The sequence below is a fragment of the Pseudomonas sp. AP19 genome (assembly GCF_001728855.1).
Lineage (GTDB): Bacteria > Pseudomonadota > Gammaproteobacteria > Pseudomonadales > Pseudomonadaceae > Aquipseudomonas > Aquipseudomonas fluorescens.
This window is the reverse complement of record NZ_LXJP01000033.1, coordinates 51,918-73,654: the sequence shown is the minus strand read 5'-3', so window position 1 is coordinate 73,654 and position 21,737 is coordinate 51,918. Positions and strand designations below refer to the sequence as shown.

At 62.0% G+C, this 21,737-nt stretch carries 22 protein-coding genes, 1 tRNA gene and 2 pseudogenes; 15 read left to right on the top strand and 10 right to left on the bottom strand.

Annotated features, from left to right (window positions below):
• Nucleotides 1-3 precede the first annotated feature (3 nt).
• The 9 genes from A7D21_RS21615 to A7D21_RS21575 all read left to right on the top strand — a co-directional run bounded on the left by A7D21_RS21615 (nt 4) and on the right by A7D21_RS21575 (nt 9,828).
• Complete coding sequence (locus A7D21_RS21615) at nt 4-633, top strand: urea amidolyase associated protein UAAP2 (RefSeq protein ID WP_053254874.1); 630 nt, start codon at nt 4-6, stop codon at nt 631-633.
• Nucleotides 634-891: 258 nt separating this feature from the next.
• Entirely contained in the window at nt 892-4,530 is a 3,639-nt protein-coding gene (gene uca / locus A7D21_RS21610) for an urea carboxylase (protein ID WP_069552656.1), read from the top strand.
• Nucleotides 4,531-4,558: 28 nt separating this feature from the next.
• Nucleotides 4,559-6,331 (top strand): allophanate hydrolase, encoded by a 1,773-nt coding sequence (gene atzF / locus A7D21_RS21605; RefSeq protein ID WP_069552655.1) that lies wholly within the window; start codon nt 4,559-4,561, stop codon nt 6,329-6,331.
• A 63-nt stretch (nt 6,332-6,394) separates the two neighbouring features.
• Nucleotides 6,395-6,607 carry a cysteine-rich CWC family protein gene (locus A7D21_RS21600; RefSeq protein ID WP_069552654.1) on the top strand — a complete coding sequence of 71 codons (213 nt, stop codon included), beginning with the start codon at nt 6,395-6,397 and terminating at the stop codon, nt 6,605-6,607.
• Complete coding sequence (locus A7D21_RS21595) at nt 6,607-7,299, top strand: 16S rRNA pseudouridine(516) synthase (RefSeq protein ID WP_053254870.1); 693 nt, start codon at nt 6,607-6,609, stop codon at nt 7,297-7,299. The genes A7D21_RS21600 and A7D21_RS21595 overlap by 1 nt, the downstream gene beginning before the upstream one ends.
• 304 nt (nt 7,300-7,603) lie before the next feature.
• Nucleotides 7,604-8,488 carry an alpha/beta fold hydrolase gene (locus tag A7D21_RS21590; protein ID WP_053254869.1) on the top strand — a complete coding sequence of 295 codons (885 nt, stop codon included), beginning with the start codon at nt 7,604-7,606 and terminating at the stop codon, nt 8,486-8,488.
• Between the two features lie 214 nt (nt 8,489-8,702).
• Nucleotides 8,703-8,776, top strand: a tRNA-Gly gene (locus A7D21_RS21585).
• Between the two features lie 198 nt (nt 8,777-8,974).
• Nucleotides 8,975-9,499 (top strand): DUF3833 domain-containing protein, encoded by a 525-nt coding sequence (locus A7D21_RS21580; protein ID WP_069552653.1) that lies wholly within the window; start codon nt 8,975-8,977, stop codon nt 9,497-9,499.
• 23 nt (nt 9,500-9,522) lie between these two features.
• Nucleotides 9,523-9,828 carry a DUF6482 family protein gene (locus A7D21_RS21575; RefSeq protein ID WP_053254867.1) on the top strand — a complete coding sequence of 102 codons (306 nt, stop codon included), beginning with the start codon at nt 9,523-9,525 and terminating at the stop codon, nt 9,826-9,828.
• A gap of 81 nt (nt 9,829-9,909) precedes the next feature.
• Here the strand turns inward: A7D21_RS21575 and A7D21_RS35865 are convergent, their stop codons facing one another.
• The 3 genes from A7D21_RS35865 to A7D21_RS21565 form a co-directional block, all read right to left on the bottom strand.
• On the bottom strand, nt 9,910-10,062 hold the full coding sequence (locus A7D21_RS35865; protein ID WP_169875737.1) for a DUF6124 family protein: 153 nt from the start codon (nt 10,060-10,062) through the stop codon (nt 9,910-9,912).
• A 177-nt stretch (nt 10,063-10,239) separates the two neighbouring features.
• The gene (locus A7D21_RS21570; RefSeq protein ID WP_069552652.1) at nt 10,240-11,433 is read right to left on the bottom strand and encodes an MFS transporter; all 1,194 of its coding nucleotides are present in this window, start codon (nt 11,431-11,433) and stop codon (nt 10,240-10,242) included.
• The gene (locus A7D21_RS21565) at nt 11,430-12,593 is read right to left on the bottom strand and encodes an MFS transporter (RefSeq protein WP_069552651.1); all 1,164 of its coding nucleotides are present in this window, start codon (nt 12,591-12,593) and stop codon (nt 11,430-11,432) included. Before A7D21_RS21565 ends, A7D21_RS21570 begins: the two co-directional genes overlap by 4 nt.
• Before the next feature lie 95 nt (nt 12,594-12,688).
• Here A7D21_RS21565 and A7D21_RS21560 point away from each other — a divergent pair, with 95 nt between their 5' ends.
• The 4 genes and pseudogenes from A7D21_RS21560 to A7D21_RS21545 all read left to right on the top strand — a co-directional run bounded on the left by A7D21_RS21560 (nt 12,689) and on the right by A7D21_RS21545 (nt 14,951).
• Complete coding sequence (locus tag A7D21_RS21560; RefSeq protein WP_069552650.1) at nt 12,689-13,582, top strand: LysR family transcriptional regulator; 894 nt, start codon at nt 12,689-12,691, stop codon at nt 13,580-13,582.
• Nucleotides 13,583-13,596: 14 nt separating this feature from the next.
• Nucleotides 13,597-13,797 (top strand): annotated as a pseudogene (locus A7D21_RS21555) (type II toxin-antitoxin system HicB family antitoxin); the annotation flags it as partial.
• A gap of 115 nt (nt 13,798-13,912) precedes the next feature.
• The gene (locus A7D21_RS21550) at nt 13,913-14,413 is read left to right on the top strand and encodes a methylated-DNA--[protein]-cysteine S-methyltransferase (RefSeq protein ID WP_053254863.1); all 501 of its coding nucleotides are present in this window, start codon (nt 13,913-13,915) and stop codon (nt 14,411-14,413) included.
• A 112-nt stretch (nt 14,414-14,525) separates the two neighbouring features.
• Nucleotides 14,526-14,951, top strand: a complete 426-nt coding sequence (locus A7D21_RS21545) for a low affinity iron permease family protein (protein WP_053254862.1) — start codon at nt 14,526-14,528, stop codon at nt 14,949-14,951.
• Nucleotides 14,952-15,005: 54 nt separating this feature from the next.
• On the opposite strand, the gene A7D21_RS21540 is transcribed toward A7D21_RS21545, so the two are convergent.
• The 4 genes from A7D21_RS21540 to A7D21_RS21525 all read right to left on the bottom strand — a co-directional run bounded on the left by A7D21_RS21540 (nt 15,006) and on the right by A7D21_RS21525 (nt 17,708).
• Nucleotides 15,006-15,533 (bottom strand): DUF4142 domain-containing protein, encoded by a 528-nt coding sequence (locus A7D21_RS21540; RefSeq protein WP_053254861.1) that lies wholly within the window; start codon nt 15,531-15,533, stop codon nt 15,006-15,008.
• Nucleotides 15,534-15,652: 119 nt separating this feature from the next.
• The gene (locus tag A7D21_RS21535; protein WP_053254860.1) at nt 15,653-16,294 is read right to left on the bottom strand and encodes a LysE family translocator; all 642 of its coding nucleotides are present in this window, start codon (nt 16,292-16,294) and stop codon (nt 15,653-15,655) included.
• 54 nt (nt 16,295-16,348) lie between these two features.
• On the bottom strand, nt 16,349-16,768 hold the full coding sequence (locus tag A7D21_RS21530; RefSeq protein WP_069552649.1) for a VOC family protein: 420 nt from the start codon (nt 16,766-16,768) through the stop codon (nt 16,349-16,351).
• 13 nt (nt 16,769-16,781) lie between these two features.
• Entirely contained in the window at nt 16,782-17,708 is a 927-nt protein-coding gene (locus A7D21_RS21525; RefSeq protein ID WP_053254858.1) for a LysR family transcriptional regulator, read from the bottom strand.
• Nucleotides 17,709-17,776: 68 nt separating this feature from the next.
• On the opposite strand from A7D21_RS21525, the gene A7D21_RS21520 reads away from it, so the two are divergent.
• On the top strand, nt 17,777-18,265 hold the full coding sequence (locus A7D21_RS21520) for a DMT family transporter (protein WP_053254857.1): 489 nt from the start codon (nt 17,777-17,779) through the stop codon (nt 18,263-18,265).
• Here the strand turns inward: A7D21_RS21520 and A7D21_RS21515 are convergent.
• Nucleotides 18,266-18,625, bottom strand: a pseudogene (locus tag A7D21_RS21515) (MFS transporter); the annotation flags it as partial.
• Nucleotides 18,626-18,639: 14 nt separating this feature from the next.
• Entirely contained in the window at nt 18,640-19,314 is a 675-nt protein-coding gene (locus A7D21_RS21510; RefSeq protein WP_053254855.1) for an NAD(P)H-binding protein, read from the bottom strand.
• Between the two features lie 95 nt (nt 19,315-19,409).
• On the opposite strand from A7D21_RS21510, the gene A7D21_RS21505 reads away from it, so the two are divergent.
• Nucleotides 19,410-20,597: an MFS transporter gene (locus A7D21_RS21505; protein WP_069552648.1), complete on the top strand. Its 1,188-nt coding sequence runs from the start codon at nt 19,410-19,412 to the stop codon at nt 20,595-20,597.
• Here A7D21_RS21505 and yiaY read toward each other — a convergent pair.
• Nucleotides 20,564-21,712 (bottom strand): L-threonine dehydrogenase, encoded by a 1,149-nt coding sequence (yiaY, locus tag A7D21_RS21500; RefSeq protein WP_069552647.1) that lies wholly within the window; start codon nt 21,710-21,712, stop codon nt 20,564-20,566. The genes A7D21_RS21505 and yiaY overlap by 34 nt on opposite strands.
• Nucleotides 21,713-21,737: the final 25 nt, after the last annotated feature.

The following is a 21,737-nucleotide window of genomic DNA, read 5'->3' as shown; positions in this document are numbered from 1 at the left end:
GCCATGTCTATCGCACTGAAACACCCGGACGCCGCCGTGTACCGCGCCACGATTCCCGCCGGCGAGCCGTGGCTGATGGAGGTCAAGGCCGGCCAGACCTTGCGCATCCTCGACCTTGAAGGCAACCAGGCTGTCGACACGTTGTTCTACAGCCTTAAAAACCCGCGCGAGCGCTACGACGTGCAACGCACGTTACGTCGGCAAAACAGCGTGTACCTGAGCACCGGCAGCGTGCTGTATTCCAACCTTGGCCAGCCGATGCTGACCCTCGTCGACGACACCTGCGGGCGTCACGACACCCTCGGCGGCGCCTGTGCCCAAGAGAGCAACACCGTGCGCTATGCCCTGGAAAAACGCTACATGCACAGCTGCCGCGATAACTACCTGCGCGCCTGTGCGCACGACGGGCGCCTGGGCAAAAGCGACATCGGGCCGAACATCAATTTCTTCATGAATGTGCCGGTCACGGCCGACGGTGGGCTGACGTTTGAAGACGGCATCTCCGCCCCTGGCAAGTACGTCGACCTGCGCGCGGAGATGGACGTGATCGTGCTGATTTCCAACTGCCCGCAACTGAACAACCCGTGCAACGCCTACAACCCGACCCCTGCGGAGTTACTGGTATGGAACTGAAACTCAAGCGCCTGCGCCGTTGGTTATTTGCCCTGTGCCAGGCCCGCGCCGGGCAGTGCCTGCAAAAACGCTGAAGGTTCCCTGTGGGAGCTGGCTTGCCTGCGATGGAGGTGAATCTTCCAATAAATAAGGGGACAGACACACCGCCATCGCGGGCAAGCCCGTTCCCACAGTTGACCGCTTTCACCACCCGAGATTTGCGCCACGGACGACCCTGGCGCGCACCCCAATTGGCGGGACGGCCCGCAGGGTTTTGCCATGTTCGAAAAACTCTTGATCGCCAACCGTGGCGCCATCGCCTGCCGCATCCTGCGCACCTTGCGCGCGCTGCACGTCAAAGGCATTGCGGTGTACGCCGAAGCCGATGCGGCCAGCCTGCATATCCAGCAGGCCGACGAAGCCTACAGCCTCGGTGAAGGCGCGGCGGCCAGTACCTACCTGGCGATGGAAAAAATCCTCGCCACCGCCAAGGCCTGTGGGGCCCGGGCGATTCATCCCGGCTACGGCTTCCTCTCGGAAAACGCCGCTTTCGCCGAAGCCTGCGAAAACGCGGGTATCGCCTTCGTCGGGCCGACGCCTGAACAGCTGCGCGTATTCGGGCTCAAGCACACCGCACGGGCCTTGGCCAAGCACCATCAGATCCCCTTGCTGGAAGGCACCGAGCTGCTCGACAGCCTTGATGCAGCGCTGACAGCGGCCGACACGGTGGGCTACCCAGTCATGCTCAAAAGCACCGCCGGCGGTGGTGGCATTGGCATGCGCGTGTGCCGCAGCGCAGCCGAGTTGAGCGAGTCCTTCGAGGCCGTCAAGCGCCTGGGGCAGAACAATTTCAGCGACGCCGGTGTGTTCATCGAGAAGTACATCGAGCACGCTCGCCATCTGGAAGTGCAGGTGTTTGGCGACGGCACTGGCGAGGTGATCGCCCTCGGCGTGCGCGACTGCTCCGTGCAACGGCGCAACCAGAAAGTCCTCGAAGAAACCCCCGCACCAAACCTGCCCGACGGCATGGCCGAGGCCTTGTGCGCGGCCGCCATCACCCTGGCCAAAGCCGTGAACTACCGCAGTGCCGGCACCGTGGAATTTATCTTTGACAGCGCCGATGGCCGCTTCTACTTCCTAGAAGTGAACACGCGCCTGCAGGTGGAACACGGCGTGACCGAGCAAGTGTGGGGCGTGGACCTGGTGCGCTGGATGGTGCAACTGGCGGCGGGTGAATTACCACCATTGAGCGGGCTGGTGCGGCAACCCCGTGGCCATGCGATCCAAGCGCGCCTGTATGCGGAAGACCCGGGCAAGGATTTCCAGCCCAGCCCAGGCCTGTTGACCCGCGTGGACTTCCCGACTGCCGAGGGGTTGCGCATCGATACCTGGGTAGAAGCCGGTTGCGAGATTCCAGCGTACTTCGATCCGATGATCGCCAAGCTCATCACCTGGGCGCCGACCCGCGAACAGGCGCGCCTGGATTTGCATCAAGCGTTGAGCGACAGCCAGCTCTACGGCGTGGAAACCAACCGCGACTACCTGCGCCAGATTTTGCTGGCCACGCCTTTCGCCAGCGGTCGGCCGTGGACGCGCTGCCTGGAAGGCCTGGCCTACAGCGCCGACACCGTTGAAGTGCTCAGCGCCGGCACGCAAACCAGTGTGCAGGACTACCCGGGGCGCCTCGGGTACTGGGCCGTCGGCGTGCCACCGTCCGGGCCGATGGACAGCCGTGCGTTGCGTTTGGGTAATCGCCTGCTGGGTAATCGCGACGGCGCCGCAGCGTTGGAAATCACCATGAGTGGGCCGATGGTGCGCTTCAACTGCGCTGCCGTGGTGGCCGTGACGGGCGCCGATATTCCTCTGTTGCTGAACGAGCAAGCAGTGCCGATGAATACCGCGCTGTTGATTGCCCCCGGTTCGGTGTTAAGCCTTGGCAGCATCGCAGGACCCGGCGCGCGCAGTTACCTGTGCCTGCGGGGCGGCCTGCAGGTGCCGGACTATCTGGGCAGTCAAAGCACGTTCACGCTTGGCCAGTTCGGCGGGCATGGCGGGCGGGCGTTGCGCGCGGGTGATGTGCTGCACCTGTTGCCCTTGCAGGACACGCGCGCGGGGCAACGCCTGGTCGCCGAACCCTTGGCGCAAACACGCACGCTGCGCGTGATTTATGGCCCGCACGGTGCGCCGGAATACTTCAAGCCCGAGTACATCGACACCTTCTTCGCCACCCACTGGGAAGTGCATTTCAACTCCAGCCGCACCGGCGTGCGCCTGATCGGGCCGAAGCCTGTGTGGGCACGCACGGACGGCGGCGAAGCGGGGCTGCACCCGTCGAACATCCATGACAATCCCTACGCGATAGGCGCAGTGGATTTTACCGGCGACATGCCGGTGATCCTCGGGCCGGATGGGCCGAGCCTGGGCGGGTTCGTGTGCCCGGTGACGGTGATCGAGGCCGACCTTTGGCAGTTGGGGCAATTGAAGGCGGGAGACAAACTGCGCTTCGAGCCGGTGAACCTTCAGACCGCGCGTGAGCTCGCCTTGAAATGGGATCAATGTGGGAGCTGGCTTGCCTGCGCTAGCAGCCACTCGGTACTTCAGACAGACACCAGTGATGCCATCGCGGGCAAGCCCGGCTCCCACACTGGCCACCCTCCACTTAACCTCGAGTCGCCTGTGGTGCTGGACATCGGCCAGGCCGACACCCGCCTGGTCGCGCGCCTCGCCGGCGACACCCACCTGCTGCTGGAAATTGGCGCCGCCGAACTCGACCTGGTGCTGCGCTTTCGTGCCCACGCCCTCATGCAGGCGCTTGAAGCCCGCGCCCTGCCCGGCGTGCTCGACCTGACGCCGGGCATCCGCTCGCTGCAAATCCACTACCAGCCCGAACACCTGCCATTGGCCGACCTGCTGCCGCTGATCACCACACACTGGGCCGCCGTGTGCGCCACGCCGAACCTGCAAGTGCCCTCGCGCATCGTGCATTTGCCGCTGTCGTGGGACGACCCGGCGTGCCAGCTGGCGATCGAAAAATACATGACCACCGTGCGCAAGGACGCGCCGTGGTGCCCGAGCAACCTGGAGTTCATCCGACGCATCAACGACCTGGCCAACCTCGATGAAGTACGCCATACCGTGTTCGACGCCAGCTACCTGGTGATGGGCCTGGGCGACGTCTACCTCGGCGCGCCGGTGGCGACGCCGCTGGACCCGCGTCATCGTCTGGTGACCACCAAATACAACCCGGCCCGCACCTGGACCGCCGAAAACTCGGTGGGCATCGGCGGCGCCTACCTGTGCGTCTATGGCATGGAAGGCCCAGGCGGCTATCAGTTTGTGGGGCGCACCTTGCAGATGTGGAACCGCTACAGGGAAGTCGCGGCGTTTGACGGCAAACCGTGGTTGTTGCGGTTCTTTGACCAGATCCGGTTCTACCCGGTGAGCAGCGATGAGTTGGTGCAGATCCGTCGGGATTTCCCGCTCGGACGCTTTGCATTGAACATCGAACACAGCCAGTTGAACCTGGCGGATTACCAGGACTTTCTGGCGCGGGAGGCCTCAAGTATCGACGCGTTTCGCGAGCACCAGCAGCACGCGTTTAATGCCGAGCGCGAACGCTGGATCGCCAGTGGCCAGGCGCACTACCACAGTGAAGAACCGGCGCTGCCATTGGGCGCTGACTCGCCGCTGCAGGCCAATGAAATCAGTGTCGACAGCCCTATCGCCGGCAACCTCTGGCAAGTCCAGGTGACGGCGGGCGAGCGGGTGCTGGGCGGCGATGTGTTGGTGGTGCTTGAGTCCATGAAAATGGAAATCCCGGTAATCGCGCCCTGCGCCGGCACCGTGCGCGAGATCCCGGTGCAACCCGGCAGCGGCATCAGTGCCGGGCAACGGGTGATGGTGCTGGAACGTGACTGACTTTTCTTTTTCGACAGGCGGACAAGCCATGAATCTGCAACTGGACAACCTGCGTAATGCCTACCTCAGCGGCGACACCACGCCCCGCGATCTGCTGCTGCAATTGCGCGAAAAAGCGGCGCAGTTGAACCCTGACTATCACCTGTTTATCCACCTGCTCAGCTTGGCGGAACTGGAGCCGTACCTGGCGGCACTGGACGCTCGCGAGCCGTCCGAATTGCCGCTGTTCGGCGTGCCCTTTGCAATCAAGGACAACATCGACCTGGCGGGCATTCCCACCACCGCAGCCTGCCCGGCCTTTGCCTATGTACCGACGCGCAGCGCGACGATTGTCGAGCAACTGATCGCCTTGGGCGCGGTGCCGCTGGGCAAGACCAACCTGGATCAGTTCGCCACCGGGCTCAATGGCAGCCGCTCGCCCTATGGCGCCTGCCCCAACAGTGTGTTGCCGGAGTATCCCGCGGGCGGTTCCAGCGCGGGGTCGTCTCTGGCTGTCGCCCTGGGCGTGGCGAGTTTTGCCCTGGGCACCGACACCGCCGGTTCCGGGCGGGTGCCGGCGGCGCTGAATAACCTGGTGGGGCTCAAGGCGAGCAAAGGGCTGATTTCCACGGCGGGTGTGGTGCCGGCGTGCCGTACGCTGGATTGCGTCACCACCTTTACGCGCACCGCGCGCGAAGCCAGCCAGTTGCTGGGGTTAACCGCCAGGCTGGACCCGCTGGATGCATACAGCCGCCAGAATCCGGCCTGGAATGATGCCTCGGCATTCGGCACGCCGAAGCCGTTTCGCTTTGGCGTGCCGCGCGAGCAGGACCTGGAATTCTTCGGCTGCGAGCAAGGCCCACTGCTGTTCGAGCAGGCCATCGCGCGCCTGATTGCGCTCGGCGGCGAGCCCGTCACGCTGGACCTGTCGCCCTTCCTCGACGCCGCGCGCCTGCTCTACGAAGGGCCGTGGGTGGCCGAGCGCTACAGCGTCGCGGGTGAATTGATGGTGCGTGATCCAGAAGCGGTGCTGCCGGTGATTCGTGCCGTGTTGGCCAAGGCGCCGGCGGTGACCGGCGTCGACACCTTCCGTGCTCAGTACCGTCTGCAAGCCTTGAAAGCGCAATGTGACCGCTTGCTCAACACACTCGATTGCGTGCTGACGCCGACCATTGGTCGCCCGGTCACGCTGGAAGAACTGCGCGCCGAGCCGGTGCTGCGCAATGCCGAACTGGGCTACTACACCAACTTCATGAACTTGCTGGACTACGCGGCCGTCGCCGTGCCCAGCGGCTTGATGGAAAACGGGTTGCCCTGGGGCGTGACGCTGTTTGGTCGGGCGTTTACCGATCAATACTTGCTGGGTGTAGCGGATGCGTTGCAACGCCAGCAGGATGCGTCACTGGGCGCACCGGCAGGCAGCGCCAACCATGACGTCACGCGGCTGGTGGTGTGCGGCGCGCACCTGCAAGGGCTGGCGCTGAACCCGCAATTATTACGCCGGGGCGCGCGCTTGCTGGCGTGCACCCACAGCTCAGCGGACTATCAATTGTTCGCCCTGGCCGGCGGGCCACCTTATCGCCCCGGCATGCTGCGGGTGAGCGAGGGTGGCGTGGCGATCGAGGTGGAAGTGTGGGAGCTGCCGAGCAGCGAACTCGGGTCGTTCCTGACCGGCATCCCTGCGCCTTTGGGCATCGGCAAGGTGCAACTGGCGGACGGCCGCTGGGAAAGTGGGTTCATCTGCGAGCCCTACGGTTTGACGGGCGCCGTGGATATCAGCCACTTCGGCGGCTGGCGTGGCTACCTGCGCAGCTTGCAATAGCGCGGCGGCGCTGTATCGTGCTGGGAACCGCACAGCCCTGCCCGATACAGCCTGAACCGACTGATGACTACGCCAACCCTTTGCCCCGCCTGTGGTGCGCGCAACGACTGCGCCCTGGCCGACCCGCGCACTGCCGACCAAGCCTGCTGGTGCTACAGCGTCAGCATTGACCCGGCGGTGCTCGAAGCCCTGCCCGACGAACTGCGCAACACCGCCTGCCTGTGCCCGCGGTGTGCGCAGGTGGAGGCGCAATTGCGTGAGGCGGGTTCAGCGTAATGCGCGTTGATCGTTTCCTCAGCAATTTGCCGCGTTTCAATCGCCAGCAAGTGCGCTTGCTGCTGGTTGAGCGACGGGTGACGGTCGATGGCGTGGCCGTCAGCGATCCGCACCATGACGTGCGCGAATTCAGCCGCGTGTGCGTTGATCATGAGGTTGTGCAGGCCGGCAAACCGGCGCGTTATTTCATGCTGCACAAACCTCAAGGCTGCGTCAGCGCCACCTCGGACCCACAACACGCGACCGTCCTCGACCTGCTGGATGAACCCGACAAGGGCGAACTGCATATTGCCGGCCGCCTGGATTTCAACACCACCGGGCTGATGCTAATCACCAACGACGGCCAGTGGTCACGGCGCCTGACACAGCCGCAGACCAAACTGCCCAAGGTTTACCGCGTGCAAACCGAGCAGACCATCGGCCCGGAGTACGCGGTGACGTTTGCGGCGGGTGTGTATTTCGCGTTTGAAGACCTCACCACCCAGCCCGCCGAGCTGGAACTGCTGGGGCCAAGGACAGCGCGACTGAGCATCATCGAAGGCCGCTATCACCAGGTGAAGCGTATGTTCGGGCATTTCGATAACAAGGTGATCGGCCTGCACCGCGAGCGCATGGGCCCTTTGGCGCTGGATGCAGGCCTTGCACCCGGCGAATATCGAGCCCTGACTGACGACGAAATCCAACAGGTCTGATGACCGTTCGGCCGGTGATGGCAAAAAACCCATTTATTGCCTTGCGAGGCGGCGGCTCTGCTGCTTGAATCAAGACGTCAGCCAAATTATGACTGATGAGTCGCCTATAACCTCCAAGAAACACCTTGCCCCGCCCGCGCTTGATCTACGGGCCTTCCAGGCAAACAGCCCGCCATAACAATACCTCTCGGCCAGCCGCCATCGGACCGACATGGGCCCTCCTCTTCCAGGCGTATGCCTACCTGTCACAAAGCTCGTGCAGAGTGTTCTGCGCGCACTACCCGCTTGCCAGGAGTCTTACGACATGAGGCCAGAAATCGCTGTGCTGGATATACAGGGTCAGTATCGGGTTTACACGGAGTTCTATCGCGCGGACGCAGCGGCCAAGACCATTATCCTGGTCAACGGCTCCATGGCCACCACGGCGTCCTTCGCCCAAACCGTGAAAAGCCTGTATCCGCAATTCAACGTGGTTTTGTACGACCAGCCCTACGCCGGCCGCTCCAAAATCCATAATCGTCATGAGAAGATGCTGACGAAGGAAGTCGAAGGCCAGCTGCTGCTGGAACTCATCGACCACTTCGCCGCTGAACACATTCTGTCGTTTTCCTGGGGCGGCGCCGCCACCCTGGTTGCCCTCGCCCACCGGCCACGGCGCGTGGAAAAGGCGGTGATCAGCTCGTTCTCACCGGTGATCAACGCGCCCATGCGCGACTACCTTGAACGCGGCGTCGACTACCTCGGCAACCTCGACCGCGACCGCGTCGGCCACCTGGTCAACAGCACCATCGGCAAACACCTGCCGTCGCTGTTCAAACGCTTCAACTACAAACACGTGAGTAGCCTGGCCGAGCACGAATACGGGCAGATGCACTTCCACATCAGCCACGTGCTCAACAGCGATCGGCTGTGCTACCTCAAGGCGGCCCGGCAGATCGACATTCCAGTGCTGTTTTTGAATGGCGAATGGGATGAATACACCAGCGCTGAAGACGCCAAATTGTTTGGCCAGCATGTGGCCAACAGCAGCTTCAGCACCATCCAGGCGACCGGGCATTTCCTGGACATGGAACACAAGGCGGCATGCCGCGATAGTCGAGAGGCGGTGGTGGGCTTTTTGAAACCAGAGCGGCAGGTGGGTCGATTGCGCTATCACCAGGGGCAGACGCAGCATGCCTTTGCGATCTGAACCGCTCATGTGGGAGCCGGGCTTGCCCGCGATGCAAGCGCCTCGGTGTATCAGTTGCACTCAGGTGACGCCATCGCGGGCAAGCCCGCTCCCACACAAGCTTGCGCGAGTATGAGGTCCGTTCGTCGACTGGCTGGATGAACGCAACCCACACATTTCTCGAAGAAAAACTTCAAATCCCGGCGAACATCTGGTACAAAGTCAGCCGCTCTGAGCGGGTATAGTTTAGTGGCAAAACGAAAGCTTCCCAAGCTTTAGTTGAGGGTTCGATTCCCTCTACCCGCTCCACTCAAACAGTGCACTCACGTCAGGATAGTTCTGACGCGGGATGCGTAAAAAAAACCGGTTCCTGGTGACCGGTTTTTTTATGGGCGCGATTTGAGTTACCCGTCATTCGTCCGGTTAAACCTGTACAAATCAATATTTCTGTACAAGTATCAAGTCTGAGCGTTGGCACTTCGCCACGTACGATCCCGGAGCCGGGCAATGACACGTCTACTGGTTTCATTGTTGCTGGTGTTGAGTTTAAGCAGTTGCAGCAGCGTAGGGGTCGACCACTACGCCGACCAGCAGCCGCCGTTGGACCTGCAACGCTTCTTCAGCAAACCCGTCAAGGCGTGGGGGATTTTCCAGAAGCGCTCGGGGGAAGTGGCCAAGCGCTTTGAAGTGAATATCACCAGCCGGCGCGAGGGCGACGCGCTCATTCTTGACGAACGGTTCCTGTACAGCGATGGCACGCGCCAGCAGCGAGTGTGGACGCTAACCCCGGATGGCCCTGGCCGCTGGCGCGGGCGCGCCGGTGATGTGGTCGGCGACGCAATCGGCGAAGTGGCGGGTAACGCACTGCGTTGGCGCTACCGACTCAACCTGCCGGTGGACGGTTCGGTGTACGAAGTCAGCCTGGACGACTGGATGTACTTGATGGACGAGGACACCTTGATCAACCGTTCCAGCATGACCAAGTTCGGCGTCGAATGGGGCCAGATCACGTTGTTTTTCCGTCGCCAATGAACGACCGAGAGTGAGGGTGAATCATGAATATGAAAATGCTGACCGAACTGGCGGTAAAGGGCGAAGTGCGTGAGCTGGAACTGCTGTCGCTGGAAGGGGGTTTCTACATCGCGCGCGTCAAGTTGGATCATGTCGAGATGACGCTGTTGGACGACGATGCCAAGCCGATGCGCATCGGCTCCACTACGCATTTGCGCGACCTGTTGCAACGGGTTCCGCCGTTTCCTTGCGTGCTGGTGCAGCAGTGCGTGCACGATGAAATGTGCGGGGCACGGGAAGGGCCAATCGGCGCGTTGCGCATTCCGTTTACGTTGACCGCGTCCCTTTAAGGTGACTTGCGTATTTTGGCTGCCCTCCCCCGTGGTATGGGCGGCCTGGGAAGGCCAGCCGGTTGCGGTGCGCGCAAGAACCTACGCGGCGCGGTCCACACGGTCCTGCGCCGCTTCCACCAGCATCAGCCCCAATTCAAGCATTTGCTGAATGGCCAGGGCCAGGTAGCGATGGTGGGCGGGCAGGTCCTCGGTAAATACGGGTGATTCGACAAATATCCTACCTACGCCCATACGTCATTGGCGCATAGCACGCTTATTCGGATCGTTTCCTATCACGCAACAGCCACTCGTCACTGATTGATAGGCATTCGAAAAGTGCGCCGGGATTTTTGAAGCGCGAACTTTACAACCATGCAGCCCGTGCAATTACGTAGGACGGAACTGAGTTTTCCATCCGAAACGAGCCAGTCAACGGTCCACGGCTATCCCCCGCTGCACCACCCACGCCAACGGCAACGTCGCACACAACATCCCCGCCAGCACCAGCACCGCCAGCGGCACACCCAACGCATCGCCTAACCCGCCAAACACCACCGGCGCCAGCGCCCCGCCGCCTATCGTGCCGGTGTAGAACAGCGCAAACGCCTGCTCGCGTTTGCCGGCGCCGGCCAGGTCCGGCACGGCGCCGTAGAGCACCGAAGACGTGCCGTTCAGCACCAGGCCCAACACCGGCAACATCGCCATCAAGCCACTCAGCGGCAGGTACACGGCGGCGACGATCAGCAGTGCCGTGCCGGTTTCCGTCAGCCATACGGTCTTCATCATGCCGATGCGGGCACCGAGGTAGCCGCAGAACAATTTGCCGAACGCACCGCCAATGAATAGCAGGGTCAAGGCCAGGCCAATACCCGCCGTGCCCGCACCTTTGGCTTGCAGCAGGAACGGCAGGAACGTGAGGAAACCCATGCGCACGGCGCTGTCGAGGGTGCCGGTGAGGATCAGCGCGCGCAGGCCGATGACCGAGCCGGTTCGACTCAAGGGCCTGGCGTTTTTTGTCGCGGCGGATTCGCACACCGGAGCAGGCGCCCACCACCACAGCAGCCCTGCCGCCGCCAGCCCGAGCAACCCCAGCAGGGTCGCGCTGGCACGCCAACTGATGACCGTCAGCAGCAAGCCCACCAACCCCGGAATCAGGGTTTTGCCGATGTCACCGGAGAAGTTGTATTGCGATAACGCCTGCTTGACCCCACCACCGTCCTCATAAGCATCGGTAATCATCGAAGAGGCCAGCGGGTGTTGGGTACTCGCTCCCAGCCCACCCAATAGCAACGCCAGCAACAACATGCCAAGCCCGGTGGCTTGCCCCACCAATAAGTAAGCGATACCTGCCAACGCGGTGCCGCCCACCAGCAACGGTATACGCCCCCAACGTTTGGCGGCGCGGCTGGCCATGAGTTGGAACACGGCCATCATCCCGGAGTAGGCGCCGCGCAACAGGCCGATTTGAGCGTAGGACAAGGCGAATTGCGCCTGCCAGATCGGCAGCAGCACGTAGATGACGTCGGTGAGGCCATCGTGTACGGCGTGGGCGCTGCAACCGGTAATCAGCGCGCGGCGGCGCGTGGAGGGGGAGCGGGCAGCCACGGCGACGGTGTCGTTCATGGGGTTTGAATCAACGCAGGTGGATGAGGCTTCCAGCCGGTCAGTGCGATCAGCAGGGTCAGCAGTTGGAAACCGATAATCAGTGCCACGCAGCCGGCCCAGCCCCACTGCTCCCAGATCAATGCCGGTGCGATGGCACCGCAACTGCCGCCCAGGTAGTAACACGTGAGGTAAACCCCCACGGCGCCCGCCTTGTTGTCACCGGCGGTGGCGGTGATGAACCCATTGGCAGCGGCCTGGGCGAGGAACACGCCGGTGGAACTGAGCGCCAGGCCGACGACGATGCAGCCCAGCCAAGGCGCCAGGGTCAGCGCCGAGCCACTGACACCGAGCACGGCGGCGATACCCAGCAGCTCGGCGTGGGGCCGGGCTTTGCTGAGGCGGCCCGCGAGGGGGATCACGATCAAGGCCAGTAGAAACACCATGTACAGCGTGCCCAACGCCGCAGGCCCGAGGTTGAACGGCTGCAAGCCAAGGTACAAACCCGCGTAAGTAAAGGCCGCGACTTGGCAGAACAACACGCAAAAACCTACGGCGTAGGCGGCCAACAGCGGTTTGCGGAAAATGCCCGAGGATGACGTGTTAAGTCGCTCGGTGCGCGGTCGGTTTGAGGGCAGCAGGAATTGGATAAACCCGCCCACCATCAGGCTCAATACGGCCAACCATTCGAAGGCTTCCCGCCAGCCCACGTATTCAGTCATCACCCCCGTGACGAAGCGCCCGGCGAACCCGCCCAACACAGTGCCCGCCACATAAAGGCTGGTGACTTCGGTGACCGTGCCGCCACGCCAACGGTCACCGATGTAGGCCACACTGGTCGCGAACACCACCGGAATCAACAGACCTTGCACGCACCGCCATACCAGCACTTGGGCAAAGCTGTCGGCGTACGCGGTCATCAGTGCGGGCACCGCCAACAACAGCGCGGCCACGCTGATGACGGTGCGTTGCTCGAAGCGCCCGGTCAGCCGGCTGACAAAGGGTGCAGTGACCGCCACGGCCAGGGTGGTGACCGTGATACTCCAGCCCGCGGTCTTGGCGCTGATGTGAAACTGCGCGGCAAAGGTCTGCAGGATGCTCTGGGTGGCATAGAGGTTAAGAAACGCCGCGCAGCCACACAGGAACAGGGCAAGACGGGCACAATGCAGGCGCGGTTTCATGAAACCTCTCGTTTTATTTTGTGAGGTCTTTATAGAATGGCCGACGGGTCTTAAACCAATACCGATTTCGAACCGATCAATACCCAGGGAACAGGATGCTCGACCTACGCAAGCTGCGTTACTTTCTGACGGTCGCCGAAGAATTGCACTTCGGCCGAGCAGCACTTCGCCTGCACCTGGCGCAGCCGCCACTGACGCGGCAGATTTCAGCGCTGGAGGCGGAGTTGGGGTTCAAGCTGTTTGATCGCACCAGCCGCACGGTGACCCTCACGGCTCAGGGCCGTTCGTTCCTGCCCTATGCACGCGGTGTGTTGGAGCAGGTGACGTTGGCGCAGGTCATCGCCGGCAAACTGGCGGAGGGCACTGCGGGGCAATTGTCGCTGGGGTACGTCAGCTCAATCGCCTTGTCGGATCTGTTCAGCCAAGCGATCCAGACTTTTGCGCAAGGCTTTCCCGAAGTGCAGTTGACCTTGGTGGAGTGCGCGTCCGGCAACCTCGGCGCGCGCGTGGCTGACGGGCGGCTGGATATCGGGCTAAGTCGCCTATTGCCGCAGAATCAAGAGGTACACGCACAATCGCTCGGTGAGGAACGCTTGGTGGCGGCCGTGTCCAGCGACAGCCCTTTGGCCGGCCAGCCTGATGTCAGTTTGGCGCAGCTCAGTGCATATCCGTTGATTCTGTTTCCGTCGGATTATGGGTCGGGGTTGAACCAGTCCATCGAGCAACTTTACCGGCACCACGGTGTGCCCCTGCGTGCCGGGCCGACCGGACGGCAGATCACTTCGATCATTGCGCTGGTGGCCGCCGGGCAAGGCGTGGCATTGGTGCCGGAATGCACGCAGAGCTTGATGAATAAGGGCGTTACGTATAAGCCGATGGCTGAGGTAGATGCCTGTGCTCAGTTGCTGGTGCTGACCCCTACGGCAAGAAAAAGCGTATTGGCTGATGCGTTTCTCGCGGTCCTTGCGCAGTCTTCACACACCCGGTAACCCTTCGAAAAACCTCGCAGTACGCCGGCTGCACGTGGGCCGTGGTGGACATTGATGTCACCAAGTACCTGGGCAAGGCTCACAAACTCAACATTACCCTGCCGGGTTATCTGTTGAATCGTATTGATGAATACGTGCTGAATCACCCGGAAGAAAAAAGCCGTTCGGGGTTTCTGGCATCTGCGGCGCTCAAGGTTCTGCAGCAGGAAGGATGATCAGTCACGCCGAGTAACGCCGCTAGCGGCTTTGAATTTGACCGCAAGAAACGTAGTTTGCCGATGAGCGTGTCGCCTTAGGCTTGAACCACACTCACCCAGCAGGAGTCCGCTCATGTCTTACCAATTCAAGCGCATGCCCTCCCCCGTCGGCCAGCTCACCCTGGTGGCGCGCGATGGCAAACTCAATGCCGTCCTCTGGGAAAAAGAGCGCGCCAACCGCGTGCGCCTGGGTGAGTTGCGCGAGGCTAACGACAGCGCTGTGCTCTTGGCGGCCGAGCAACAATTGAAGGAGTATTTCGCCGGCACCCGCCACCAATTCGAACTGGAACTGGACTTCACCGGCACCGCGTTCCAGAAGCAAGTCTGGCAGGCGCTGCTGACCATCCCCTTTGGCGAAACCCGCAGCTACAGCCAGATCGCCCAGCAGATTGGTAACCCGAAAGCCGTGCGTGCAGTGGGCGCTGCCAACGGGCGCAATCCGATCTCGATCATTGCGCCCTGCCATCGGGTGATAGGCGCCTCAGGCGGGCTGACCGGGTTTGCCGGTGGGCTGGAGGCCAAGCAGTATCTGCTCGCGTTGGAAGGTGCAGGCCAGGCGGAACTGGCGTTCTAAACGCCTGCACGACAAAAACGTACACGGTTGTCCACCCGCTCAAATGTAATAAGAAATTTCAAAGCACCCCTGCGGTCCATACTTTCATCACCCCCTTTTGAGGAAAACGGTCATGAAATTCTCCGCAGTCTCGCAGTCTCTGTCCCGCTGGGCAGGCAGTGCCCGGACGTTCTACGCCGCCGTCGCACTGATTTTCCTGTGGAGTCTGAGCGGGCCTTATTTCCACTACAACGACACTTGGCAGCTGATCATCAACACTTCGACCACCATCATTACCTTCCTGATGGTGTTTCTGATCCAGAACACGCAAAACCGCGACAATGACATCCTGCATATCAAGATTGATGAGCTGCTGCGCGTGTCCAAGGATGCACAAAACGCCGTGCTGAGCCTGGATGGCCTGGACCGCAAAGAACTGGAAAAACTGCGCAACGAATACCGCAGCATCGGGGCTACGCGCAGTGTCAGCCTGAACAGCAGTTGCGGTGAAACCGTCGACGATGCAGTCGCGAACAAAACCGATCTGAACCACGCATAAAAAAACGGCGGTTGGAGAGGATCCAACCGCCGTTGTTCATTTCAAGTCACGGGTTCAACCGTCGCCTTGATGACCTTTACCGTAGGTCGATGCCAACGCGCGGGCCTTCTGCAGACGCTCTTGCAACTTAGGCAGCGTCTCATCTACCAGCGCCTTTATTTCCGGTACATCCGATGCCGCGCCTTCCTGCTTGAACAAGGCGATGGCGTCTTCGTTTTCCTTGACCTGCTGCGCCGTGTAGGCAGCGTCAAAGGAGTCGCCGTCCTTGAGTTCGGGCATCAGGGTTTCGGCTTTGTCGGCGATCTTCTCGCGCGGGGCCACCGGCAAGTCGAGCTTCTTGGCAATCGCTGCCAGGTGCTGGTTGGCCAGGGTGCGCTCGTTGATGACCTCGATGGTGTAATCCTTGATTTCCTGAGACGAGGTTTTGGCGTGGGCCATGCGACTGGTTTCGATATCGGCCATGCCTTTGGCCGAAGCCTGCTCGATGAATTCAGCAGGCGACTGGGCGAAAGCATTGCTGGCGCCGAGGCCCAGCAGCATCGCGAAACTGGCGGTGCGTAACCGGATAGCCATGCGGCTCATGATGGGTTCCTCCAGGGCAAAAATAGGTGCGAGGACAGACACCTCACCCTGAATTCGAATTTTCAGGGCGGCAAAGGTTTAGAAAAAACTTGCCAGTGCGACGAACGGTCGTGGCTGCCTCAGGCCGGTTTGCTGGCAAACAGGCCCGGTAATGCGTGCGCGAGCGCGTTAATGGCAAAGCCGATAAACATCACGCCGCAGAGCTTGGTGATCAGGATTTCATGGCGCTGATACACCGTACGCACGCGTTGCGCCCCGACCACAGCGATCAGAATCGCATAAGCCAGCAGGCCACCGACAAAGCTCAGGAAGATCAAGGACGGCAGCATTGCCCAGGTCAGCAGCTCGGCGCGGCTGGACAGCAATGCCGTGAACGTCGCCACCGCCACCGGGTAGGCCTTGGGGTTGGTCAAGCCAAACAAAATGCCGTGCCAAAACGGATGCCGCGCAGCGCCCTGGGGGGCGTCACTGCTACGCCGTTGCGTGCGAATGGCGCGCCAGCCGAGCCAGAACAAATACAACCCACTGAGCACACCCAACACATCAAATGCACTGCTACCGACTTCCCGTGCGCCAACAATGGCGATCAGCGCCGTACTGCACCACACCACATCCCCGAGCAAATGCCCGCACAGGAACCCTGCCCCGGCGCGACGCCCGCGCGCAGCACCGATGCCGAACACGGCCAGCACCCCCGGGCCCGGCGTAATGCCGTAGATAAAACCCGAAGCGAGGACGGCGAGCAGCAAGGATGGGGTCATGGGCGCGACTCTGACAGACGGTTAATAGGTGCAGGGATTCTGCACGTTCGGGTGCTACGGGTAAAACTGCATGCCTGCATATGGCTTGGCACGACAGGCTTGCAGACGCGAAGCCAAATTGCCGACATGCACCTCAAGCTTGTGCCCATCGGGGTCGAGGAAATAGAACGACGCACCTTCACTGCGGTTGTCGCGCCACTCCTGTACACCGCCGGCTCGCAGGCGCGCCACCAGCGCCACCAGCGCGTCGAAATCACCGGCATCCGCCGTGAACGCGTAGTGGGTGTAGTCAACTGCGGGTGCCGACACGCGCGACGGATCAAGCGACAAACACACCCACACACCGGGCAACGACAGGTAGGCGCCGTTGTCCCACGTGGCGTCGAGCTGAAGCTGCAACAGCTCATGGTAGAACCTGACGCTGCGGTTCACATCGGTCACGGCAAGGGTCAGGTGGTTGAGGCCTGAGAGCATGTTGGCATTCCTGTCATCGGTGGCTTGCGGACAATACACCCTGTACCTGCGCGATCAACCATTGCAACCCCGAATCCCCACCCCGCCGCGCATGCCACGCCAGCTCAAAGGCAAACGAGGGAATATGAAACGGTGGCGGCACGGCCAACAAATGCTGCTGATCGATGCTGAGCAACCCCCTGGATGAGACGGTCAGGATCAGGTCGGTGCCCTGGATCAACTGCGGCGCCACGCCCCAGTGCGGCAGGCTGATCGCCACATGCCGGCGCTCACGAATGGCCGTCAACGCGCGCTCGATTTCCGGGGTACCACTGCCGCGCATTTCCAGCAGTACATGCGGGCGCGACAGGTAGGTGGGCAGGTCGAGCGTGCCACTTTGCGGCAGGCTGTGGCGGTCCACCAGGCAGGTGTAATGCTCCTCAAACAACGGCGTGGTGCGCAGTTCGGCGGGCATATCGGGGAAGACCCCGGCCGCCAGGTCGATATCGCCATTGAGCACGCCGTCCACCATCCCTTCACGGCTGGCCTGGATGATTTGCAGGTCGATGCCGGGCGCTTCACGGCGTAACGTGCGCACCAAACCAGGCAGAAAAATGGCCGCGCTGTAGTCCGACATCGCCACGCGAAACCTGCGTTTGGCTGACGCCGGGTCAAACCGATTCGGTGCCAACAGGGCCTGCACCTGGGCCAGGGCTTCGGCCAACGGCGTCGCCAACTCCAGGGCACGCGCCGTCGGCACCAGCGTGCCGCCCTGGCGCACCAGCAACGGGTCATTCAATAGGTCTCGCAGGCGGGCCAATGCGTGGCTGACCGCCGGCTGGCTCAGGTGCAAACGCTCGGCGGCGCGAGTCACATGTTGCTCGCTGAGCAAGGCATCCAGAATCACCAGCAGGTTGAGGTCAATGCGGCGAAGATCATTCATCAACTGCATGCTCTGCATAAGAATTTGGAATTTAAATTTGCGCGACGAATAGCCTAGAGTCCAGTAAAACCTCTGGGAGAGTCGAAATGACCACGTTGCATTGGGTGGGTTTGTTAGCGCTGGCGGTGATTGCCGGGGCGGTGGTGCCGTTTCAAAGTGCAATCAATGCCAACCTCGGGCGCGGCCTCGGTCACCCCTTATGGGCCACGTTGGCCTCATTGCTGGTGAGCATCATCGTGTTGCTGCCGGTGATACTGGCCCTGCGTTTACCACTGCCGAGCCTGAGCTTTATCAGCCAGGCACCGCTGTGGATGTGGGCCGGTGGCGCATTTGGCGTGTGCTTCATTTCCCTGGCACTGATGCTGCTGCCCAAGCTGGGCGCGTCGGGGTTTATTGCACTGGCCATGGCCGGTCAGATCCTCGCCTCGCTGCTGCTCGATCACTTTGGCCTGTTCGGCCTGGCCGAGCGCCAACTCACAACGCCCCGTGTGCTGGGGGCGTTGCTGTTGATCGGCGGGGTGGCGTTGATTCAGTTCAGCAGCTCGCCCGCGCGAGCATTGGCAACGGCAAGCTGATCATCCCCTGTCCAACGTGCGCAGCTTTTGCGGCAAGCCCCACAGCAGCAGCGCTGCGGCCAACAGTGCGCACACGCCGATCACATACAGCGCCGGGGTGGTGCTGCCGGTGAGGTCCTTGATCCGCCCCACCATCACCGGGCTGACAATGCCGCCAAACTGGCCAAGGGTGTTGATCACCGCAATGCCACCGGCCGCACCGGCACCGGCGCCAGCCAGCAGTTTGGGGGGCAGGGTCCAGAACGTCGGGATCGAGGCGATAATGCCGGCGCCCAACATGCCCAGGGCGATGATCAGGAAGGTGGTGTGGTCGGCAAAGATGCCGGCACTGAAAAAGCCAATCGCACCCAGCACCACCAGGCTCTTGTGCAACATCAGCGACGCTCGGCGGCCAAGCGATTGATCTCGGCCTGCTCCACCACCGCGTGCGGCGCGCCATGGCGCACCGCCGCCAACATGGCCTGGCCGACGGTCTCGGTGCTGACCACCCAGCCGGGCTTGGCGCGACGCACAAACGAGAGCACCGGCCCGAGCACGGTATAGAAAGATTGGTACAACGGCGTCTTCGAGCGCACGCCATGCAAGGGCTGGATAACCCCCGGCCGAAACAGGTACACCGCCTTGAACGGCAGGCGCAGCAAGGCGTTTTCAGTCTTGCCTTTGATCCGCGCCCACATCGACTTGCCTGCCTCGGAGCTGTCGGTGCCGGCGCCGGACACGTAGATAAACGTCATTTGCGGGTTTAGCCGCGCCAGGGTACTGGCGGCGACCAGCGTCAGGTCATAGGTGAGGTGGGTGTACCGGGTTTCATTCATGCCCGCCGACGAAACACCGAGGCAAAAAAAGCACGCGTCAAACCCTTGCAGCAAGTTTTCCAGGGGCTGGAAATCCAGCATGTCGCTGTGCAACACCTGATGCAGTTTGTCGTGCTCCTGGGTCAACGGGGTGCGGCCGACGGCGACGACTTCCTGGACGTCAGCCGCCAGCAGGCACTCGCGCAGCACGCCTTGGCCGACCATGCCGGTGGCGCCGAATAGGAGAACTCTCATTGGGTGGGTTCCTTGATGACAAACGATAAGCTGCACGTTAGAGACAAACACACTAGCAGCTTGTAGCTTACCGCTGAAAAAGGATAAGCCCGCCCTTGAAAAATACCACCACCCTCGCCCTCGCCTGCAGCGCCGCCTTCCTCGGTCAAGTCGGTATCAGCTGCTACCTGCCCGCCGTACCGGCGATTGCCCATGCCCTGCCCGCCGCCGAAGACCAGGTCGCATTGGCCCTGGCGGTGTACCTGGTGGGCATGGCATTGCCGATGTTGCTGTGGGGCAGCCTGGGCGAGCGGTTTGGAAGAAAGCCGGTATTGCTTGGCGCACTGGCGGTGTACGCACTGGCGAGTGCGGCGATTCCGTCAGCGTTCAATATCGAGTCGTTCCTGGCGTTACGCCTGGTTCAGGGCCTGGGCGCGGGCGGCGTGTCGGTGATGGCCCGGGTATTGGTGCGTGACAGTTTCAGCGGTGCATTGCTGGCCAAGGGGTTGTCGTGGCTGGGCATGACCTTTGTCATCGCGTTGGGAATCGGGCAATTTGCCGGCTCGGTGTTGCAGGTGGCGTTCGGTTGGGACGCGATTTTTTATGCGTTGGCAATCGGCGCTGTCGGGTTAATGCTGGTGTTGCAGCGGGTGGTGTTTGCGCCACAGGTAAAAGCCGATCCGTCGGTATCCGCGACGCGCATTTACGCGACGATTGTGCGCCACCCGGCCTTCTTGCACGCCGCGTTGGCCGGCGGGTTGGGCTATGGGGTGATCATCGCGTTCAACACCTGTGCGCCGCTCATTCTGCAGGGCCATTTTGAGTGGAGCCCGGCCCAATATGGCTGGCTGGGTTGGCCGATCAGCGCGGCGTATCTTGCAGGCGCGTTGATGGTCAATCGCTGGGTCGCACGCACCGGGCGGTTGGCGATGATGAGTTGGGGCGTGGCCCTGGTGTTGTCAGGCACGGCCGTGATGCTGCTGGGCAGTGTGTTCAGCGACGGGTTGGCAGTGTTGCTGTGGCTGCCGTATTGCCTGGCGGTTTTTGGGCAGTCGATGAGTTACCCCATCAGCTTGTCGCTGGCCAATGATGAGTCGCCGGTGAGCGGTTCCTATGCCATGGCCTTGAGCGGCTTTATGCATCAATTGATGGCGGCGCTGATCGGCGGCGGCGCGAGCCTGCTGGTGAGTCAGCAGGCGTGGCCGATGACGCTGTTGTGTGTAGCGTTGGCGGGCGGCACATGTGTGTGCGCCGCCCGCTGCCGGGCCGATCAGAACGCGCTGCGAAATATCTCTTCGATCTGACGTTGATCGGCGCGCCGTGGGTTGGTCAACCCACAGGCGTCCTTCAACGCATTGGTCGCCAGCAGCGGAATATCCTGCAGCTTGGCGCCCAGCTCGCGCAGCCCGGCCGGGATCTCAACATCCAGGGCCAACGTGCGAATGGCCGCGATTGCCGCCTGGGCGCCCTCTTCCGGGGTAATGCCCTTGATATCGGCGCCCAAGGCGCGTGCCACGTCGCTCAAGCGTTTGGCGCAGACGCTGGCGTTGAAGCTTTGCACATGGGGCAGCAACACCGCATTGCACACGCCGTGGGGCAAGTCGTACAGGCCGCCCAGTTGGTGGGCCATGGCGTGCACAAAACCCAGGGACGCATTGTTGAACGCCATCCCGGCCAGGAACTGCGCGTAGGCCATGTTTTCCCGTGCGGCCATGTCGCTGCCATCGCGAACCGCCAGGCGCAGGTTGGCGCTGATCAGCTCGATGGCCTTGATCGCGCAGGCGTCGGTGATCGGGTTGGCGGCGGTGGACACGTAGGCTTCGATGGCGTGGGTCAAGGCGTCCATGCCGGTGGCGGCGGTGAGGCCCTTGGGCATGCCGACCATCAGCGCGGGGTCGTTGACCGACAGCAGTGGCGTGACGTTGCGGTCGACGATGGCCATTTTCACGTGGCGGGTTTCGTCGGTGATGATGCAAAAGCGCGTCATCTCGCTGGCGGTGCCGGCGGTGGTGTTAATGGCCACCAGCGGCAGTTGCGGCTTGCTGGACTGATCGACACCTTCGTAGTCGCCGATATGCCCGCCATTGGTGGCGCACAGCGCGATACCCTTGGCGCAGTCATGGGGCGAACCGCCGCCCAGGGACACCACGAAATCGCAGTGGCTGTGCTGCAACAGCGCCAGGCCTTTTTCGACGTTTTCCACATTGGGGTTGGGCTTGGCACCGTCGTAAATCACCGAGTCGATGTCCTGCATCGCCAGCTTCTCGGCGATCATGCTGGCCACGCCCGCCTTGGCAAGACCGGCGTCGGTGACAATCAGTGCCTTGCGAAAGCCGTAATTGCGGATGGCGATCATGGCTTCGTCGAGACAGTCGATGCCCATGATATTGACGGCGGGGATGAAGAAGGTGCTGCTCATGGCGAATCCTCAGAGGCGTTATAGA

Excerpts from the sequence above, each read along its gene's own strand:
- A7D21_RS21615 (WP_053254874.1), top strand. The coding sequence starts at position 4 with ATGTCTATCGCACTGAAACACCCGGACGCCGCCGTGTACCGCGCCACG.
- uca (WP_069552656.1), top strand. The coding sequence starts at position 892 with ATGTTCGAAAAACTCTTGATCGCCAACCGTGGCGCCATCGCCTGCCGC.
- atzF (WP_069552655.1), top strand. The coding sequence starts at position 4,559 with ATGAATCTGCAACTGGACAACCTGCGTAATGCCTACCTCAGCGGCGAC.
- A7D21_RS21600 (WP_069552654.1), top strand. The coding sequence starts at position 6,395 with ATGACTACGCCAACCCTTTGCCCCGCCTGTGGTGCGCGCAACGACTGC.
- A7D21_RS21595 (WP_053254870.1), top strand. The coding sequence starts at position 6,607 with ATGCGCGTTGATCGTTTCCTCAGCAATTTGCCGCGTTTCAATCGCCAG.
- A7D21_RS21590 (WP_053254869.1), top strand. The coding sequence starts at position 7,604 with ATGAGGCCAGAAATCGCTGTGCTGGATATACAGGGTCAGTATCGGGTT.
- A7D21_RS21580 (WP_069552653.1), top strand. The coding sequence starts at position 8,975 with ATGACACGTCTACTGGTTTCATTGTTGCTGGTGTTGAGTTTAAGCAGT.
- A7D21_RS21575 (WP_053254867.1), top strand. The coding sequence starts at position 9,523 with ATGAATATGAAAATGCTGACCGAACTGGCGGTAAAGGGCGAAGTGCGT.
- A7D21_RS35865 (WP_169875737.1), bottom strand. The coding sequence starts at position 10,062 with ATGGGCGTAGGTAGGATATTTGTCGAATCACCCGTATTTACCGAGGAC.
- A7D21_RS21570 (WP_069552652.1), bottom strand. The coding sequence starts at position 11,433 with ATGAACGACACCGTCGCCGTGGCTGCCCGCTCCCCCTCCACGCGCCGC.
- A7D21_RS21565 (WP_069552651.1), bottom strand. The coding sequence starts at position 12,593 with ATGAAACCGCGCCTGCATTGTGCCCGTCTTGCCCTGTTCCTGTGTGGC.
- A7D21_RS21560 (WP_069552650.1), top strand. The coding sequence starts at position 12,689 with ATGCTCGACCTACGCAAGCTGCGTTACTTTCTGACGGTCGCCGAAGAA.
- A7D21_RS21550 (WP_053254863.1), top strand. The coding sequence starts at position 13,913 with ATGTCTTACCAATTCAAGCGCATGCCCTCCCCCGTCGGCCAGCTCACC.
- A7D21_RS21545 (WP_053254862.1), top strand. The coding sequence starts at position 14,526 with ATGAAATTCTCCGCAGTCTCGCAGTCTCTGTCCCGCTGGGCAGGCAGT.
- A7D21_RS21540 (WP_053254861.1), bottom strand. The coding sequence starts at position 15,533 with ATGAGCCGCATGGCTATCCGGTTACGCACCGCCAGTTTCGCGATGCTG.
- A7D21_RS21535 (WP_053254860.1), bottom strand. The coding sequence starts at position 16,294 with ATGACCCCATCCTTGCTGCTCGCCGTCCTCGCTTCGGGTTTTATCTAC.
- A7D21_RS21530 (WP_069552649.1), bottom strand. The coding sequence starts at position 16,768 with ATGCTCTCAGGCCTCAACCACCTGACCCTTGCCGTGACCGATGTGAAC.
- A7D21_RS21525 (WP_053254858.1), bottom strand. The coding sequence starts at position 17,708 with ATGCAGAGCATGCAGTTGATGAATGATCTTCGCCGCATTGACCTCAAC.
- A7D21_RS21520 (WP_053254857.1), top strand. The coding sequence starts at position 17,777 with ATGACCACGTTGCATTGGGTGGGTTTGTTAGCGCTGGCGGTGATTGCC.
- A7D21_RS21510 (WP_053254855.1), bottom strand. The coding sequence starts at position 19,314 with ATGAGAGTTCTCCTATTCGGCGCCACCGGCATGGTCGGCCAAGGCGTG.
- yiaY (WP_069552647.1), bottom strand. The coding sequence starts at position 21,712 with ATGAGCAGCACCTTCTTCATCCCCGCCGTCAATATCATGGGCATCGAC.